The 16306-nt window shown below is 70.8% G+C and carries 15 protein-coding genes; 12 read left to right on the top strand and 3 right to left on the bottom strand.

Annotated elements, in window-relative coordinates; genetic code table 11:
• Window positions 1-107 precede the first annotated feature (107 nt).
• Entirely contained in the window at window positions 108-347 is a 240-nt protein-coding gene (locus FCI23_RS18690) for a DUF397 domain-containing protein (RefSeq protein ID WP_136725043.1), read from the top strand.
• Here FCI23_RS18690 and FCI23_RS18695 read toward each other — a convergent pair.
• Together FCI23_RS18695 and FCI23_RS18700 are read right to left on the bottom strand one after the other, a co-directional pair.
• Window positions 334-1599, bottom strand: coding sequence for a phosphoribosyltransferase family protein (locus tag FCI23_RS18695; protein WP_136725044.1), 1266 nt, complete (start codon window positions 1597-1599; stop codon window positions 334-336). The genes FCI23_RS18690 and FCI23_RS18695 overlap by 14 nt on opposite strands.
• A 57-nt stretch (window positions 1600-1656) precedes the next feature.
• Window positions 1657-1875 (bottom strand): hypothetical protein, encoded by a 219-nt coding sequence (locus FCI23_RS18700; protein ID WP_136725045.1) that lies wholly within the window; start codon window positions 1873-1875, stop codon window positions 1657-1659.
• 41 nt (window positions 1876-1916) lie between these two features.
• Between FCI23_RS18700 and map the strand changes: the two genes are divergently transcribed.
• The 5 genes from map to FCI23_RS18725 all read left to right on the top strand — a co-directional run bounded on the left by map (window position 1917) and on the right by FCI23_RS18725 (window position 7305).
• Window positions 1917-2765: a type I methionyl aminopeptidase gene (gene map, locus FCI23_RS18705; protein ID WP_136725046.1), complete on the top strand. Its 849-nt coding sequence runs from the start codon at window positions 1917-1919 to the stop codon at window positions 2763-2765.
• A 145-nt stretch (window positions 2766-2910) separates the two neighbouring features.
• Window positions 2911-4062, top strand: a complete 1152-nt coding sequence (efeO, locus tag FCI23_RS18710) for an iron uptake system protein EfeO (RefSeq protein WP_136725047.1) — start codon at window positions 2911-2913, stop codon at window positions 4060-4062.
• A gap of 116 nt (window positions 4063-4178) precedes the next feature.
• Window positions 4179-5462 carry an iron uptake transporter deferrochelatase/peroxidase subunit gene (gene efeB / locus FCI23_RS18715; protein ID WP_136725048.1) on the top strand — a complete coding sequence of 428 codons (1284 nt, stop codon included), beginning with the start codon at window positions 4179-4181 and terminating at the stop codon, window positions 5460-5462.
• 6 nt (window positions 5463-5468) lie between these two features.
• The gene (gene efeU / locus FCI23_RS18720; RefSeq protein ID WP_136725049.1) at window positions 5469-6449 is read left to right on the top strand and encodes an iron uptake transporter permease EfeU; all 981 of its coding nucleotides are present in this window, start codon (window positions 5469-5471) and stop codon (window positions 6447-6449) included.
• Window positions 6400-7305: a hypothetical protein gene (locus tag FCI23_RS18725; RefSeq protein ID WP_136725050.1), complete on the top strand. Its 906-nt coding sequence runs from the start codon at window positions 6400-6402 to the stop codon at window positions 7303-7305. Before efeU ends, FCI23_RS18725 begins: the two co-directional genes overlap by 50 nt.
• A 24-nt stretch (window positions 7306-7329) precedes the next feature.
• Here the strand turns inward: FCI23_RS18725 and FCI23_RS18730 are convergent, their stop codons facing one another.
• The gene (locus tag FCI23_RS18730) at window positions 7330-8070 is read right to left on the bottom strand and encodes a bifunctional DNA primase/polymerase (protein ID WP_136725051.1); all 741 of its coding nucleotides are present in this window, start codon (window positions 8068-8070) and stop codon (window positions 7330-7332) included.
• 196 nt (window positions 8071-8266) lie between these two features.
• Between FCI23_RS18730 and FCI23_RS18735 the strand changes: the two genes are divergently transcribed.
• The 6 genes from FCI23_RS18735 (at window position 8267) to FCI23_RS18760 (ending at window position 16305) form a co-directional block, all read left to right on the top strand.
• Window positions 8267-9121, top strand: a complete 855-nt coding sequence (locus tag FCI23_RS18735; protein ID WP_407645985.1) for a glycerophosphodiester phosphodiesterase — start codon at window positions 8267-8269, stop codon at window positions 9119-9121.
• Window positions 9122-9177: 56 nt separating this feature from the next.
• A complete protein-coding gene (locus FCI23_RS18740; protein ID WP_169316845.1) occupies window positions 9178-9861 on the top strand; it encodes a biliverdin-producing heme oxygenase in 684 nt (227 codons plus the stop codon).
• A gap of 134 nt (window positions 9862-9995) precedes the next feature.
• On the top strand, window positions 9996-10595 hold the full coding sequence (gene grpE, locus FCI23_RS18745) for a nucleotide exchange factor GrpE (RefSeq protein WP_246143816.1): 600 nt from the start codon (window positions 9996-9998) through the stop codon (window positions 10593-10595).
• A gap of 35 nt (window positions 10596-10630) precedes the next feature.
• Window positions 10631-12205: an Hsp70 family protein gene (locus FCI23_RS18750; RefSeq protein ID WP_136725055.1), complete on the top strand. Its 1575-nt coding sequence runs from the start codon at window positions 10631-10633 to the stop codon at window positions 12203-12205.
• Window positions 12206-12230: 25 nt separating this feature from the next.
• Window positions 12231-14867, top strand: a complete 2637-nt coding sequence (locus tag FCI23_RS18755) for a hypothetical protein (protein ID WP_136725056.1) — start codon at window positions 12231-12233, stop codon at window positions 14865-14867.
• A gap of 313 nt (window positions 14868-15180) precedes the next feature.
• On the top strand, window positions 15181-16305 hold the full coding sequence (locus tag FCI23_RS18760; protein WP_246143817.1) for a TRAFAC clade GTPase domain-containing protein: 1125 nt from the start codon (window positions 15181-15183) through the stop codon (window positions 16303-16305).
• The last annotated feature ends 1 nt before the right edge of the window (window position 16306 follow it).

Below are 16306 nucleotides of genomic sequence, written 5' to 3' on the forward strand. Positions count from 1 at the left end.
GGCCAACCACAGGGGGATCCTGGAGCGCACGGCGAAAGTAGCGCTGCCCACGAAGGAGTCTCGTGAGTTCGTCCATGCCATCGCTCAGCACACATAATGTCAGGGACATGTCTGAGATCAACTGGCAGAAGTCCTCCTACTCGGGACAAGGTGACGGGGCCGAGTGCATAGAACTGGCCGCCGCCGGAACCATCCGCCTCCGCGAGAGCGACGACCCCGGCGTGATCGTCACCACCACTCCGGCGCCGCTCAAGGCGCTGCTCCTCGGCATCAAGGCGAGCGAGTTCGACGGCGACGCCAGCCCCGTCACCACCGCCCCGCAGCCGCCACCCATCACCCAGCCGTGACGAGCCCCGCCATGTGATCGGTGAACCACTCGCAGGCGAGCCCGGCGACCTGCCGCAGGGCACCCGGCTCCTCGAAGAGGTGGGTGGCGCCCGGCACGACATGCAGCCGGTTCTCGCACCGCAGTTGCGCCTGGGCGCGGCGGTTGAGGTGGAGGACGAGGTCGTCGTGGCCGCCGACGATGAGGAGGGTGGGGGCGGTGACGTCGGGGAGGCGGGCGGCGAGGTCGGGGCGGCCGCCGCGGGAGACTACGGCGGCGATGGCGGAGCCGGCTTCGGCGGCGGCCGAGAGGGCGGCGGCGGCGCCGGTGCTGGCGCCGAAGTAGCCGATGGGCAGATTGTGGCGGTCGCGGAGCCAGCGGGTGGCGGCGGTGAGGCGGGCGGCGAGGAGCCCGGTGTCGAAGACATTGTCCCGGTCGAGCTCTTCCTCCTCGGTGAGGAGGTCGAGGAGAAGCGTGCCGAGGCCGGCCTGGTTGAGCTCGGTGGCGACGAAGCGGTTGCGGGGGCTGTGGCGGCTGCTGCCGCTGCCGTGGGCGAAGACCACGATGCCGACCGCCTGCTCGGGGAGGGTGAGCTGTCCGTCCAGCCGCAGGGAGCCGGCTTCGACAGCGACCTCGCCGTCCTTGGCGGTGCGGGTCAGGTAGGCGATGACCTCGTCGTCGGAGGTCTGGGTGAAGTCGGCGTACCACTCGCCGATGGAGGACAGCCGCCTCGGGGTCTGCACGGCGACCAGTTCGTCCGCGTCGTCCCCGAGCCGGGCGGCCCAGTCGTGGGGGGCGACGGGCACTGCGAGTACCACTCGGGCGGCGCCGCCGGCGCGGGCGATGCGGCAGGCGGCGCGGGCGGTGGAGCCGGTGGCGACGCCGTCGTCGACGACGATGACGGTCCGGCCCTCGATGCGGACGGGCGGTCGGTTGCCGCGGAAGCGGCGGGCACGGCGGGCGAGTTCGAGGCGTTCGCGGTCCTCGACGAGGGCGAGTTCGTCGTTCGAGACGTGCGCCATGTGCATGACGTCGCGGTTGACGACCCGCACCCCGCCCTCGCCGATGGCGCCCATGCCGACCTCCGGCTGATAGGGCACGCCCAGCTTGCGGACGACGCTGACGTCCAGCGGTGCGCCGAGCGCCTCGGCGACCTGGGCCGCTACCGGGACGCCGCCTCGCGGCAGGCCGAGTACGACGACGTCCCGGCCCCTGAGGTGGTCCAGTTCGGCGGCCAGGAGCCGGCCCGCTTCAATACGGTCGGCGAAGAGCACGGGGCTCACCTCATCCCTTTATGTCAGCATATGCCGCTGCCGCTCTGCCGCCGCTCCTCACTTCTCGTCGTTGCGCCAGCGCGGGTCGGATTCCCACTCCTCATTGCGCTCTTCGACCGTCTCGACGGCATGCGCGGCTTCTTCGGGGGTTGGGTAGGGGCCCAGGCGGTCCTTGGCCGGGCATTCCGGACCTTCCTCGACCTTCCTGTGCTCCAGGCAGTAGAACCATTCGCCGGGCTTGCCGGTGTGCTTGGGTGCGCGCTTGAACAAGGCCATGGAGCCATGCTGCCCGACAGCCCGCCGATACACTCGTTGGCATGTCTGTCCTGGTACCCGGCAAGCTCTCGCCCCCCCGCCCCGTCCCCGCGTCGATCCCGCGTCCCGAGTACGTGGGGAAGCCCGCGCCGACGCCGTACACAGGCCCGGAGGTGCAGAGCGCGGAGATCATCGAGAAGATGCGGATCGCGTCGCGGATCGCCGCCCGGGCGATGGAGGAGGCGGCGAAGCACATAGCGCCGGGCGTGACGACGGACGAGTTGGACGCGGTGGCGCACGAGTACATGTGCGACCACCAGGCATACCCGTCGGACCTGGGCTACCGGGGGTTCCCGAAGTCACTGTGCGCGTCGGTCAATGAGGTGATCTGCCACGGCATCCCGGACTCGACGGTCCTTCAGGACGGGGACATCGTCAACCTCGATGTGACGGCGTTCATCCACGGGGTGCACGGCGACACCAATGCCACGTACTTCGTCGGGGACGTGGACGAGGAGTCGAAACTGCTGGTGGAGCGCACCCGGGAGTCGCTGAACCGGGCGATCAAGGCGGTCAGGCCGGGCCGGCAGATCAATGTGATCGGCCGGGTGATCGAGTCGTACGCCAAGCGCTTCGACTACGGCGTCGTAAGGGACTTCACCGGGCACGGCATCAATACGTCGTTCCACTCCGGGCTGATCGTTCCGCACTACGACGACCCTCGCGCGACCACCGCGATCAGGCCCGGGATGACCTTCACCATCGAGCCGATGCTGACCCTGGGTACGTACGAGTACGAGGTCTGGGAGGACGGCTGGACGGTCGTCACCAAGGACCGTAAGCGCACCGCGCAGTTCGAGCACACGCTTGTGGTGACCCACACCGGCGCGGAGATCCTGACGCTTCCTTGACTATTCCATTACTTTTGCTTGACTAAAATCCGGGCAAAGTAAGGTGAGCCTAAGATAAGTTAGGGCAGCCTTCCCAAAGGTGATGTCCGCTCGATCTTTTGGCCTGCCTTCTTTCTGAGCTTTCTGAGCCGCCTGGAGTAGACCCATGTCGTCCGTCCGCATGTCAGCTGTTGCCGCCGCAGGCATGGTGGTCGCGGTCACCGCCGTCACAGGCTGCGCAGAGAAGTCGGAGGGTAAGGGGAGCTCCGGCGCGATCACGGTGACCGCGACCGACAGCAAGTGCGAGGTGTCGAAGACCTCCTTCCCTGCCGGGCATGTGCAGCTGGCGGTGCAGAACAAGGGATCCAAGGTCACCGAGGTCTACGTCTACACACCGAGCGACAAGATCGTCACCGAGCGGGAGAACATCGGCCCGGGTACCAGGGCGACCGTCACCGCCGAGATCAAGGCGGGCACATACGAGATCGCCTGCAAGCCCGGCATGAAGGGCGACGGCATCCGGCAGAAGATCACCGCCACCGGCAAGGGCGCGGCCAAGAAGACCGACCCCCGGCTGGACGCCGCGGTGGCCTCGTACCGCAAATACGCCCAGGAGCAGGCGGACCTGACGATCCCGGCGGTGCAGAAGTTCGCCGACGCGGTCAAGAAGGGCGACGTCGAGGCCGCGAAGGCGCAGTTCGCCACCTCCCGGATCGGGTGGGAGCGGACCGAACCGGTCGCGGAGTCCTTCGGCGACATCGACCCTAAGACCGACACCCGTGAGGACGGTCTGGAGGACGGCCAGAAGTGGACCGGTTGGCACCGCCTGGAGAAGGCACTGTGGAAGGACAAGAAGATCGGCTCGGCGGAGAAAACCCTCGCCGATCAGCTGGTCACCGACCTCAAGGACTGGCAGAAGCGGGTCGGCAAGGCCGACATCACCCCCACCAGCATGGCCAACGGCGCCAAGGAGCTGATGGACGAGGTCGCCACCGGCAAGGTCACCGGCGAGGAAGACCGCTACAGCCACACCGACCTCTCGGACTTCAAGGCGAATGTCGAGGGCGCCCAGCAGGCGTACGAGCTGCTGAAGCCGGTCGCCGCCGAGAATGACGCGGCGCTGACCAAGGAGCTCGACAAGCAGTTCACGGCGATCGGCACCCTGCTCGTCCAGTACCGCAAGAGCGGTAGCTCGTCGGGGGTGGAGTTCGTCTCGTACGACACCGTCGGCAAGGCCGACCGCAAGAAGCTCTCGGACGCGGTGAACTCGCTGGCCGAGCCGCTGTCGCGGCTGGCCGCCGCAGTGGTCGCGAAGTAGCCGGGTCCGCACCGGCACGGGTTCGTCCTCAATCGCCGGACGGGCCGGACGGGTGGACGGGCCGGACGAGCCGGAAAAGGGCGCTCCAGGACACAGCGGCAGGAAGGCAGAAGCTCATGGCTGACGAACCCGCGCTCAGCGCGGGCATCGCGTTCGCGCCGGCCGAGGCGAGCGCGGTGGTAGCCCGCCGGCGAGTCATCGGCTGGGGCGGCGCGGGCGTCGTGCTCGGTGCCACCGCGGGCGGGAGCGCCGTGGCGGCCGTGCGGTCGGACAACGGTACGCGGACCGCTGCCGCGGCCGGTGAGGCGGTGGCGTTCCACGGCACGCACCAGGCCGGGATCGTCACACCGGTGCAGGACCGGCTGCACTTCGCGGCGTTCGACATCACCACCGACGACCGGGACGAGATCGTCCGGCTGCTCAAGGACTGGACGGCGGCGGCCCGGCTGATGGCCGAGGGCAGGCCGGTCGGCGAGGGCGCGGTCGGCGGACTCGCGGAGGCGCCGCCGGACGACACCGGGGAGGCGCTGGGCCTCCAGCCGTCGCGGCTGACGCTGACGGTGGGCTTCGGGCCCGGATTGTTCAGCCGGTTGGGACTGAGCCGTCCCGAAGCCCTGGTCGACCTGCCGAAGTTCCCCGGCGACGCGCTCGACACGCGCCGCAGCGGCGGCGATCTGTGCGTACAGGCGTGCGCGGACGATCCGCAGGTCGCGGTGCACGCGATCCGCAATCTGGCCCGTATCGGCTTCGGGAAGGTCGCGGTCCGCTGGTCGCAGCTCGGCTTCGGCAAGACGTCCTCGACAACGCCGGAGGCACAGACCCCGCGCAATCTGATGGGCTTCAAGGACGGCACGCACAATGTCGCCGGTTCCGACCGGGCCGCGCAGAGCAAGCACGTGTGGGTGGCGCAGAAGGACGGCCCGGCCTGGATGGCCGGCGGGTCGTATCTGGTCGCCCGCCGCATCCGGATGCACATCGAGACCTGGGACCGCACCTCGCTCAAGGAGCAGGAGGACGTCTTCGGCCGCACGAAGGGCGAGGGCGCCCCGATCGGCCGGAAGCGCGAGCGGGACACCCCGGACTTCAGGGCGATGAAGGCGGACGCGCATGTCCGCCTCGCGCACCCGGACAACAGCGGGGCGACGATCCTGCGCCGGGGCTACTCCTTCACGGACGGCACCGACGGGCTCGGCAGGCTGGAGGCCGGGCTGTTCTTCCTCGCGTACCAACGTGATGTGCGCTCGGGCTTCATCTCGCTGCAGAAGCAGCTGGCGAAGCACGACGCGCTCAACGAGTACATCCAGCATGTGGGTTCGGCGGTCTTCGCCGTGCCGCCGGGCGTCAGCGGCAGCGACGACTGGTGGGGCCGGACCCTTTTCGAGACCGCTGAAGGAGCGTGATCAAGCGTGATCGGCAACTATCTGATCGGCCTGCGCGAGGGGCTGGAGGCCAGCCTGGTCGTCTGCATCCTCATCGCCTACCTGGTCAAGTCCGGCCGCAAGGAGAAGCTGCCGCCGGTCTGGGCGGGTGTCGGCCTCGCGGTGGCGCTCAGCCTCGCCTTCGGCGCGGCCCTGCAGTACGGCTCGTCGACGCTGACCTTCGAGGCCCAGGAAGCGCTCGGCGGCTCACTGTCGATCATCTCGGTGGGCCTGGTGACCTGGATGGTCTTCTGGATGCGGCGCACCGCGCGGCACCTCAAGGCCGAGCTGCACGGCAAGCTGGACGCCGCGCTGGCACTGGGCACCGGCGCACTGGTGGCGACCGCCTTCCTGGCGGTGGGCCGCGAGGGGCTGGAGACCTCGCTGTTCATCTGGACGGCGGTACAGGCCACCGACGACGGGGTCCGGCCGCTGGTCGGGGCCGCCCTGGGGCTGCTGACCGCGGTGCTCCTGGGCTGGCTGTTCTACCGGGGCGCGCTGCGGATCAACCTGGCGAAGTTCTTCACCTGGACCGGCGCGATGCTGGTCGTCGTGGCGGCCGGCGTGCTCGCGTACGGCGTCCACGATCTCCAGGAGGCCGGCTGGGTGCCGGGGCTCGGCAGCCGGGCCTTCGACATCAGCACGACGATTCCCCCGGACAGCTGGTACGGCACGCTCCTCAAGGGCGTTTTCAACTTCCAGCCGGACCCGACATGGCTGCAGGTCACGGTCTGGGTGCTCTACCTCGTGCCGACGATGTTCCTCTTCCTGGCCCCCGGTAGGGTGGCGGCGCCGACCACCACTCCCACTGCCCCGAAGGAGCCCCAGCCCGATGACTCGCAGGTCCCGGACGCGCCGGTCGCGCTTGCTGACGGCGGCGGCACTGTTGACGCTGACGGCGGCGACGATGACCGGGTGCGTGACGGTGCACGGGGAGCGGGCGCTCGTACCGGCGGTGACGAAAGCTGAGGCCGCCAAGACCCTCAGCGATTTCGCCAGGACCAACAACAAGGCCAACCGGGCGTACGACGCGACACTCATCTCCAGCATCGAGACCGGCTCCCGGGGCGCCATCGACGAGGCCGGGCTGAAGGCGCACCACGCCGCCTCGCCGGGCGGCAATCCCACCTACACGCCCATCAAGCTGACCGACGCGCACTACCTCATACCCCAGCAGCGCGGCTGGCCCAAGTGGTTCGTCGCCGACGTCCACAGCAGTCAGACGCCCAACAGCCGCTGGCTGCTGGCGTTCCAGCGCGGCAGCGCGAGCGACTCGTGGAAGGCGTCGTACCTCGGGGTGGCACCGGAGAGCGCGCTGCCCAAGCTCGCCCGGGACAAGGACGGCTATGTCGAGCCGGTGCCGGTGACCGGCTCCGATCTGCTGGTGCAGCCGGCCCTGCTGGGCAGCGACTACGCCGACTACCTGCAGCGGGGCGCCAAGGGCTCGGATGTCTTCGCCGCCGGTGACGCGACCTCCGGGGAGCGCGCCACACGTGCCAAGGATTCCCGCTCCGCCGACTCCGTGACGCTGTACGCCGACCAGCCCGCGAGCCCCGGCGCCTTCCTGCCCTTCGCGCTGCGCACCAAGGGCGGCGGTGCGCTGGTGTTCTTCAGCACCCGCCACACCGCGAAGACCGCCTACCGCACCGGTGTGACCCCGCCGGTCGACCAGTTCGTCACGGCACTCATGACCGGCACCGCCAAGCACGCGGTGACCCTGGACCAGGTCTCCGAGCAGTTGGTCACCGTGCCGGCCAAGGCGGACGGCGGCAAGGTGCGGTTTCTGAGCCGGCTGGTGGGGCTGGTGGCGGCGAAGGGCGAGTAGATCAGGGCTGGGCCCGAATAGGGTCTAAAGCGGCCAGGCCGCCGCTTCTGGCTGGTGCCCCATCTGGGAGCTCGCGTCGTTGAGGATCTCCAGCAGCGGCAGGGGGTCGGGAAGTGCCCGGTCGGGGCCGTGTCCCGGGAGCCATTCGACCCCGTCGCCGGACGGCAGCCGGGAGGGCGGCAGCAGCACATAGCTGCCTCGGCAGTGCCAGCGCAGACCGGGGTGCTCGTCGAGGGTCTCGGGATGGCAGTCGAGCTCGCAGGGCCACCACTCGTCCTCGTCGACGGGCGTGCCCCGGGTGGCGGTGAAGAAGAGCAGCCGCTCCGCGCTGTAGGAGGCGACGGGGCCGACGGCCGAGGCGTCCTCGGTCGCCAGCCGCGCCAGGGCGATCCGCCCCGCTCCGGCGGGGACGTCGAGGACGTCGTGGCTGCTGCCGGTGGGGGTGATGAAGTTGGCGAGCGGCTGGCCGCGCAGCCAGTGCGTGATCTTCTCCGGGTCGGTGGTGGCCTGGCTGGCCCAGGCGAACGAGACCGGGTGCATCCCCGGTGTGGGACAGCCGATCCGGTCGCAGGAGCAGCGGTAGCCCGACACGCCCGAGGGGTGGGCCGCGGGTGCCAACGAGAAGGTCGCGGCGGCGGCCGACAGCAGCAGGTCCTCGCGGCGCAGATCCTCGCGGCTCCGGGCTGCCGGGGCCGCGTCCGCCCTGTCGTCGCCGTCCCCGGATCGGCGGCGCAGCCAGTCGGACAGCCTGCTCTTGCCTGCCATCAATCCCCTTCCCTCGCCCCGTGAACTCCGTATTCCACCGTACGTAACGCCCACATGACCAGAAGTGGAATCCACGGATGGTGCACCTATCCTGCTCCCTGTCAGGGCGCTGTGCGTACCCGGGGTGGCATCTGAGTGTCACCCATTCGGGGGATAATTACTGATAATGGCGGTACATTCGCTTAATGTGATTCAGGTGATCAAGCGAGCCATCTTGACCTTCGCCGCGGCACTGTCGCTCACCAGCCCGGCCCTGCCTCCCGCGACAGTGGCCTACCAGACACCCGTGAAGCCCACCCCGATCACCTACATCGCCCACCGGGGCGGCTCCCTGGAAGTGCCGGAGAACAGCATGGAGGGCCTGCGCGCGGCCTACCAGCGGGGCACCGCTCAGATCCTGGACTTCGACACCCGGCTGCTCGCCGACGGCACACCCGTCGTCATGCACGACGCGACCCTGGACCGTACGACCGAGGAAACCGGCCCGGTGCGGAACCTGACCCTGGCGGAGTGGAAGCTCGTACGGATCATGCCGCGCCCCGAGCTGGGCCCCGGCTGGCATCCCGAGCGGCCGCCGACCGTGGCGGAGGTGCTGGATGCTTTCGGCGGCCGGATCCGGCTGACGCTGGAGGCGAAGGACCCGGAGAGCCTGCCCGCGCTGGCCCGGATGATCAAGGAGCGGAAGCTGACGGCCTCGGTGTATGTCAACACCAATCTGCCGTCGCTCGCCCAGCAGATCAAGAAGGACGGCCTGCTGACACAGCTGTGGCGGTCGGCTGCGCAGATGCGGACCGACCGGCCCGAGCAGTGGCGGGGCTTCGTGGACGCCTTCGATGTCGACTACCTCGCGAGCGACGCGGACCTGCGGAAGTTCGTACAGTCCGGGGTGCCGCAGGTATGGGCGCACACCATCACCACCGTGCGGGACCGGGACCGGGCACTGCGGCTGGGGTGCAACGGGATCATGACGGACGCGCCGGGACTCATGCGCCGGGGGGAGACGGGAGTAGGATCAGTTTTCCGACAGCATGTCGGCAACCTATCGACTTAGGTATACCTAAGTTAACAGGATTCCCTCCAGGCGGAGGCCCGACGCAGGAGGTCCTCTTGGCTACGTACACGTCCCCGCCCACCTCACCCTCCCCGTCTCCGTTCTCCACTGTCATCCGCACCGCGAGCCACGACCAGCACACCGAGGCCGAGAACTCCACCTTCATCAGCGACCTGCTCGGCGGACGCCTCGGCGTCGACGCCTTCGCCCGCTACACCGAGCAGCTGTGGTTCGTCTACCGGGCTCTGGAGGTCGCGGCGGACGGCCTGTCCGGCGACCCGGTCGCCGGACCCTTCGTACGACCGGAGCTCATGCGCGTCGCCGAACTCGAACGCGACCTCGACCACCTGCTCGGCACCGGCTGGCAACGCCACGCCGCGCCCCTCCCCGCCACCGCTGTCTACGCCGCCCGGGTCACCGAGACCGCCCGCGAGTGGCCGGCCGGCTATGTCGCCCACCACTACACCCGCTATCTCGGCGACCTCTCGGGCGGCCAGGTGATCCGTGACATCGCCGAGAAGACCTGGGGCTTCCGGCGCAAGGGTGACGGCGTCCGCTTCTACGTCTTCGAGCGGATCGGCAATCCGGCCGCCTTCAAGCGCGAATACCGCGCGCTGCTCGACGCCCTGCCGGTCGACGACCTGGAGAAGCAGCGTGTCGTCGACGAATGCCGGCGCGCTTTCGCTCTGAACAGCCGGGTCTTCGCGGAGCTGGGCGCCCGCTTCCCGCTCAGCGCGTAAGAGGCCGCGCGAATAGGTGGGGCGGGTAAAAGCCGGGCTGCCGCAGGCACGTTCGGGTCTGCACAATCCGCCCCTCGTGCACGATCATGTGCGCTAAAGTGTGCGTTACCGCACACAAACTCGGGGGAGTACTCGTGTCGGAAACGGAAGTCACCACGGCCGACGGCGCCACTCCGGCGGAACCGGATGCCCTGCTCACCGAGATCGCCGCACTGCGCGCCGCGGCCCAGCAGTTCACCACGGCCACCGCGCAGCAGCACGCTCTGGCGGAGCGCCGTGAAGAGATCATCACCCGGCTCCATGACGAGTTGCAGCGGTCGCGCCGCGGCGAACTCGACGCCGCGCTCGATCTCGTACGGAATTCCCTGATCCGGCTGCACGACCAGATCATCCGGCAGGCCGCCCAGCTCAAAGCGCCGCTCGGCGTGGAGGAGTTGACGGCGCTACTGCGGGCGGTCGCCGATGACGCCGCGGACGCGGTGGCACAGACCGGCGTGGACCGGTATACGCCGAAGGCCGGAGAGCCGTACAACTCCGCGTGGCACCGGCCGGTGGGGCGGGTGGCGGCGGAAACGCCCGACGCGCACAATACGGTGGCCTCGTCGGTGGCGGCGGGCTTCGCACAGGACGAGCGGATCGTTCGCAAGGCCGAGGTGGTGGTGGCACTCTGGAGTCCACCGGTGGGAGCCGTGGACCCGACCACGCCCACGCCACCATCGCCGGAAGCGCGGTAGGGCACTTCACGGAACGTCGGACACGAGGGGGCCGTATGGCCGTTTACGGCATCGACCTTGGCACCACCTACTCCTGCATCGCCTGCATAGACGACGTGGGCAGACCGACGGTGCTGCGGAATCTGGAGGGCTCGGACACCACCCCGTCGGTGGTGTACTTCGAGGGCCCGGAGAGCACGGTCGTCGGCCAGAGCGCCAAGGACTCGGCGGTGCTCGACCCGGAGGGCGTAGTGGCCCTGATCAAGCGGGACATGGGCGAGCCGGTGGTGCGCAATTTCCACGGCAAGCCGTTCACGCCGGAGGAGATCTCGGCCCGCGTGCTGCGGAAGCTGGCCGACGACGCGCAGATCAGCGGCGGGCACGAGGTGCTCGATGTGGTGATCACAGTGCCGGCCTATTTCGGGCTCGCGGAGCGCGACGCGACCCGCAAGGCGGGCGAGATCGCCGGGCTGCGGGTGCTGGACGTGGTGGCCGAGCCGATCGCGGCGGCGCTGGACTACGGGGCGTTGAACGCGGCTGACAACAGCGACCGGGCGATCCTGGTGTTCGACCTGGGCGGCGGCACCTTCGACACGACCGTACTGACGCTGCACGGGACCGAGTTGAAGGTGGTGTGCACCGACGGGGCCAAGGAGCTGGGCGGTTCGGACTGGGACGACCGGATCGTGCTGCACCTGGTGGAGGAGTTCCGCACGCGCTATCCGGACGCCGGGGACCCGCTGGCGGACGCTCAGACCGAGACTCAGCTGCGGAAGGACGCCGAGGAGGCGAAGAAGTCGCTCTCCTTCAGGGAGAGTTACACGGTGCGGGTGATGCACCAGGGCCTGGTGGCGCCGGTGGAGCTGACCCGCGAGCTGATGGAGGAGCTGACCCGGGATCTGCTGGACCGCACCCTCGATCTCACCCGGCGCACCGTGGAGCTGGCGCGCGAGCGCGGAATCGACCGGTTCGACGATGTGCTGCTGGTCGGCGGCTCCACGAAGATGCCGGCCGTCGCCCAGCGGCTGAACGAGGAGTTCGGCTTCGAGGCGAAGCTGCACAACCCCGACCTCGCGGTGGCGCGCGGCGCTTCGCTGTACGCCCTGGACCGGGCGCTGTATGTGATCTCCACCGGCGAGGTCAGCCTCGACAAGGTGCCGACCGTGCCGGACCTGGGCCCGATCAGCCACAAGCCGTACGAGATCTCCACGGTCGCCTCGCGCGGCTACGGAGTGAAGTGCTGGGACCCGGACACCGACCGCGACTATGTCTCGCACCTGGTACACGCCAATGACGGGCTGCCGGCCTCGGTCACCGAGGACTTCTTCACCACCGCGGCCAACCAGCGCCAGGTCCATGTGCAGGTGATGGAACAGGCCGGTTCGGTGGAGTCCGAGGAGCTGGACCACAACGCGGCGGTCGCCGACGGGATGCTGGACATCCCGCCGGGGAAGCCACGCGGCTTCCCGATCCAGATCGCCTTCACGCTCAACTCCTCCGGGCTGCTCGATGTGGTGGCGACCGAAGGGCAGTCCGGCAAGGAGCTGCGCATGACGGTGCAGATCGGCGGCATGACGGAGGAGGCCGTCGAGGACGCCCGGGTCTCGCTGAGCCGCGAACGCGTCTCCTGACTGATCGCCAGGAGCGGGGGGCGGCATGGCATTCGACGAGGTGCGGTACCGGCGCGAGGTCCTCGACAAGGGGCTGCCGCTCAGGGACGACCTGCGGTGGCGGTACCAGCTGCCCCACCAGCTGAACGGCCCGGCGGTCGCCGAGAGCGTCAAGGAGGTACGGGCCTGCTGGCGGCGGAATCGCTCCCGGCTCAAGTACCGGCCGGTCATCGATGAGCTGGAGGCCGGTCACCTGGTGCACCAGGCGGCCTTCACCGCCGCGGCCGCAGGTGACCTGGGGCCGCTGCTGACCGCGTTGGACGCGCAGAACAAGGAGGACGGCGCGGGCCGCAAGCGGCTCGCCGCCGCACTGGAGGACGCGGCGGCCGGACTGGGGCTGCTGCCGCCCGGCGTCCTGGCGGAGCTGGCCGCCGCGCACGGCACGGACGTGGGCGAGGCCCGCAAGCTGTTGGGGCGGCTGAAGATCGCCGTCGCGGCGCCGGAGCGACTGCCGGAGGCGGTGCCCCATGCCGCGTACGCCCGGTGCCCGGGCCATTTGCGCAAGCTCCAGCTGCGCCACCTCGCCGACTTCCTCGCCGCCGGCCGCCCCGGGGAGCGTACGACGGGACCCGTCGCGGTCTTCGACGGCGCCCTGCCCGGCGGCCCCGAGGTGGACGCCGCCGCCGCGCGCTGGGGCAGGCTGCCGCACGGCGCCGCCCAGACAGCCGCCCAGTCGGTGGTCGCCGCTGCCCGGCAGGTGCTCGGCGCGCAGGGGCCGGAGGGGCTGCGCGACGTCCTGCGGTACGAGTTGGCCGCCGCCCTGCGCGACCGCCGCGCCGCCCGTACCGCGCCGGACGCGCTGGTCGCGTACGCCGTGCGGGAGCTGTCGGTCGGCGAGGCCGACGCCCGGCGGCTGGTCTTCGCGGTGGTCCACGAGCGGGCCGCCGACCCGGTCACCACCCAGCTCCAGCGGCTGGTCGCCGACGGCCGGCTCGCCGCTGCCACCGCCCTCGCCGACTCCTTCCCCGACGAGGCCGGGCCGCTGGCCGAGCGGATACGCGTCCGGCTCGACCGTGCCGTACGCCTGCGCGACGAGGCCTCCCGGCTGCGCGGCACCGACCCCGACCGGGGCTGGACACTGCTCGACGAGGCCGAACTCCTCGTCACCGACCTGCCCGGCGCCGACGACCTGCGCCGCACGCTGGCTCCCCGCCCGGCCTCCCGGGTCACCGCCACCCCGGACGGCTCGGCGATCCTGCTCTCCTGGGACCCCTCCCCCTCCACCGCGGGCGGCCCGCAGTATCTCGCCGTCCGCCAGTCCGGCCACCGCCCCCGCTCCCCCGACGACGGCACCCCGCTCCCCCTCGGCTCCCCCGCCGCCACCTCGGTGCGCGACGCCGCACCGCCCGTCAACACCCCCATCTACTACGCCGTCGCCGTACGCCGCGCCGCCGAACCCGACGGCCGGCCCTCGCCGCTGGCGGTCTGCGGGCCGGTACTCCACCGGCCCGAGGTGTCCGGCTCGGTGCTGCACGCGGGCGAGGGCACGGTGACGGCGTCCTGGCGGCTGCCGAAGGAAGCGGAGTCCGCCGAGGTGACGCGGGAGTCCGGCGGCCGCAGCGTGCGCATCGCCGCCCGGCGTGACGGCTTCACCGACTCAGGGCTGGTGAACGGCACCGTGTACCGCTACCGGGTCAAGGTCGTGTATCCCTGGTACCCGGGCCAGGACGGGGTGGCGGCCACGACCCCCGGTGTGGTGCTGTCCGCGACGCCGACCGCGCCGCCCGAAGCGGTGCGGTCCCTGCGCGTCGAGCCGGTCGCCGGCGACCGCACGGCGCTGGTCGCGCGCTTCTCCCGGCCGCACAGCGGCGAGGTCCGGCTGTACGCCCTGGACGGCCCCCCGCCGTGGCCGCCCGGCACCCGGCTGGCGGCGTCCGAAGTGCAAGGCGTCGGGCGGCCGTTGACTGCGGCACCGACGCCGCGCGGTCTGCGGTTCGCGACCCCCCTCCGGCGTACCGTCGTCCTCGCCGTCACCCTCGCCGGGGAGGAGGCAGTGGTCGGCGGCCACGAGCTCATCGCGCCGGTCCCCGACCTCGGCGGAGTCGAGGCCCGCAGGCACGGCGCGGAGGTCACCCTCGCCTTCGACTGGCCCGAACACGGCGTCGGCGAGGTCGAGGTCAGCTGGGGCGCCCCAGGCGGCACCGTCCGCAGACGGAGCGTCACCCGTGCCGAGTACCTCCACGAAGCCGGCGCCCGGCTCAGCGTCCCCGACGGCGCCGCCGTCGAGATCGAGGCGCGCCCGGTGGACACCGCCGGCGCCGCCAAAGTGCGTGGCGCCCCCTCCCGCGCTTCGCTGCCGGCCCGCATCGAGGTCGCTTACGCCCTCTCCCGCACCGGCCTCCCCGGAAAGCGCGTCCTGCGTGCCGTCTTCACCGCCACCGCCGCCACCCGCGCCGACCGCCTCGTCCTCGTCCGTACCCGTGGCGCCACCTGGCCCCTTTCCCCCGACGACGGCGAGGAACTCGGCGCCCTCACCGCTGTCGACCTCGCCGCCGGCCAGCCCGTGGAACTCGCCGTCCCAGCCCCTGGCAGCCGGCGCGGCGGCTACTGGCTGCGCTGCTTCGCGATCGGCGGCGGCGCGGTCCTGCGCGATCCGCCCGTCCGCGATCTGAGGGTCAGGTGAGCGCCGGTGCTCCGGCGACGGATTCCGGCACGGCGCCGGGCGGCACGCCCTTCGGCCTCGCATGCCCTCCACGGCCGGTCCGTTACCGCCGGACCGCACCATCGTGCTTGCCCGCCGTCGCGGCGGGATCGGTGCCCCGGCACCACACAAAACCCACAACGACGCCTCCGATGCCGCCCGCCGGGCCGGGTCGGGCCGTTTTTCCGCCGCAGCGGACAGCGGGCAACGCGGCGCGGCCCGGCGGTGTCAGGACCACCGCAAGCCGCTGGCCGCGCAGGGACGCTGCGACCACCGCGAGAGGGATGAGCGATAGATGGCACGTACCTTTGTGTGCCCGCACTGTTTTCGCCGGATAGGCCACAGCGAGGTCTCCTTCGTGTGTGTGACCGGCCGGGCCTGCGAGGGCGACAGCGCGCTCGGCGCCGCCGATCCGCGTGCGCGCAGCGCGACGTGCGGCACGTGCGGCCGGGTCACGACCCGAAGGGTCTGCGGCAGGTGCCATGACCGGCTGCCGGAGGGATACCTGGAGGCGCCGGGGAAGATGGTCGCGCTGGCCGGGCCCGCGCACTCGGGCAAGAGCACGTATATCGCGGTGATCGTGCATGAGCTGTTGCAGCGGCTCGGAGGTGAGCTGGAGGCGGCGCTGGTGCCGTGCGACGACGAGACGGTGACGGAGTACCGCGAGCGGTACGAACGGAGCCTGTACGACGACAACGCGGTCGTCCCGAAGACCGTGGACACCCGGGACTCCCGGCCGCTGGTCTACCAGCTGAGCCGGTCCCGCCGGGGCGCCTTCGGCACCAGCCGCGACACCGTGCTGACTCTGGTCTTTCTCGATACGGCGGGCGAGCGGTTCACGTCCCAGGAACGGATCGAGACCGAGCTGCGCTATCTCGCCGAGGCGGACGCGGTGCTGGTGCTGGTCGACCCGCACGACCTTGCCGGTACCCAGAAGCCGGCCGCGGCCGCCACCGCCGAGGCGGGCGGGCGGCTGCGTACGGCCGAGGCGACCGCGCCGTCGACAGATGTACTCAACCGGGTGTTGCAGCACCTCAAGGGCGTGCACGGGATACAGGGCAACAAGAAGCTGAAGCTGCCGGTCGCGGTCGCGGTGACCAAGCTCGACCTGCTGTGGCCGCAGTTGGGCGCGAACTCGCCCCTGCACCGCAGCCGCGCACCGGGGGCGGTCTACGACGCGGAGGACCGGGCTACCGTGCACACGGAAGTGCAGGCGCTGCTGAGCGGCTGGCAGGAGCAGCAGGTGGAGCTGCGGCTGCGGCAGTCCTGCTCCGACTACCAGCTGTTCGCGATGTCCATGCTGGGGGCGGCGCCGCGCGGCGACAACCTGGGGCTGGGCGGGGTCCGGCCGCACCGGGTGGAGGATCCGCTGATGTGGCTGCTGCACCGCTTCGGGATGCTCGACCGCGGGAAGGTGTGAG

Origin of the sequence: Actinacidiphila oryziradicis (assembly GCF_005047355.1) — a bacterium.
Classification (GTDB): Bacteria; Actinomycetota; Actinomycetes; order Streptomycetales; family Streptomycetaceae; genus Actinacidiphila; species Actinacidiphila oryziradicis.